Origin of the sequence: Actinosynnema sp. NPDC023658 (assembly GCF_040639995.1) — a bacterium.
GTDB lineage: Bacteria > Actinomycetota > Actinomycetes > Mycobacteriales > Pseudonocardiaceae > Actinosynnema.
In genome coordinates, this window is record NZ_JBFAAX010001259.1 from 1 (window position 1) to 1,443 (window position 1,443).

General features: G+C 72.8%; 1 protein-coding gene and 1 pseudogene. One reads left to right on the forward strand and one right to left on the reverse strand.

From position 1 onward, the window contains the following. The first annotated feature begins 158 nt into the window (after positions 1-158). Complete coding sequence (locus AB0G02_RS40070) at positions 159-944, forward strand: FadR/GntR family transcriptional regulator (RefSeq protein WP_360805733.1); 786 nt, start codon at positions 159-161, stop codon at positions 942-944. Positions 945-1,009: 65 nt separating this feature from the next. On the opposite strand, the pseudogene AB0G02_RS40075 reads toward AB0G02_RS40070, so the two are convergent. Continuing rightward, a pseudogene (locus AB0G02_RS40075) lies at positions 1,010-1,443 on the reverse strand (hypothetical protein); the annotation flags it as partial.

Here is a 1,443-nt window from a genome sequence, read left to right on the forward strand (position 1 = left end):
GCTTATCCGCTCGTTTTCGCGACGTCTCGGCTACGATGAGTCACACACAGTGCGCTGCACCGCTCCGGTCAGCCGGCTGCCCTCCGACCGGGAGGTAAGCTGATCGGGCTGTGGTGAGCTGTCACACTCTTCGGGTGACCCGTCACGAAGGAGTCGCGTTGGCGGATAGCGCACTGGTCCCGGAGGTACCGGTCGACGCGCCGGCCGGGAAGCGGGACACCGCCGGGTCGACCGGTCCGTACCGCCCCGGCTACGAGCTGGTGGCCGAGCAGATCCTCCAGCTGATCGCGGAGTTCGAGCTGCGCCCCGGTGACCGGATGCCCACCGAGAACGAGCTGGCCACCCGGATGGGGACCAGCCGGACGGTGGTCCGGGAAGCCGTCAAGATCCTCTCCGCGATCGGCCGGGTGCGGGCGCAGAAGGGCCGCGGGCTGTACGTGGCCGACGACGAGGGCATGCTCGGCTCCTCGCGGTGGGGCGGCTTCTTCCTGCCGACCAACCTCGACCACGTCTACATGCTCTTCGAGTTCCGCCGGGTCCAGGAGACCGCGGCCAGCCGGCTCGCCGCGACCCACGCCACCCCGGCCGAGCTGCGCGCCATCGGCGCCGCCGCCGAGACGTGCCGGCAGGGTCACGTGACCGGTCAGCTCGCGCTGTTCCAGGACGGGGACGAGGACTTCCACCTCGCGGTCGCCGCCGCGTCCCACAACCAGTTCCTGGTCGCCGCGGTGCGCGAGGCACGCCGCCTGCAGCGCCAGTCGAGCACCATCGGGCTGCACGGCACCATCGGCGGGCACGCGGCGGAGGCGGTCGAGGAGCACCTCGCGATCTACGAGGCGATCCGCGACGGCGACCCCGAGGCCGCCGCGCACGCCGCCGGCCTGCACCTCGACAACACCCTCCAGGACTACCGCAGCGAGATCCAGCGCCGCCTCTTCGGCTGACGGCCGGGTCCGGCCCGCGACGACCGGCGCCGGTCCGCTCAGCGGATCCCGGCGCCGGGTCGAGGTCAGGCCTGCTCCTGCTCCTGCTCGTCGAGCGGACCGTGGTCGAACCAGTCGAACCACGCGGTGCCCTCGGTGACGTACATGCCGATCACCCGGCCGGTGAACCCGGTTGCCACCTCCGTGGACAGGTACCGGCCGTCCAGCTCGACCAGCGGCTCCGGGTCGTCGCCCACGTGGAAGGCGAGGTAGTCGGGAGCGGCGACGTGCAGCCCCGACGGCGACCCCTCCCCCTCCGGCCACCTGCGGGCCGCCCGAGTGGTGATCACGAGTCGCACCGGGCCGGCGGGCACGGCGCGGGTGGCCGTGGTCTGGCGCAGTGGTCCGATGCGGGCGATGACGGCGGCCTGCCCGTCCGCGACCTCCAGGTCGTAGCTCCCGGGTGCGGCCCGACGAGACGTTCCGGGAGTGCCTCGCCGGTGTCCAGCAGCGGTTCCGC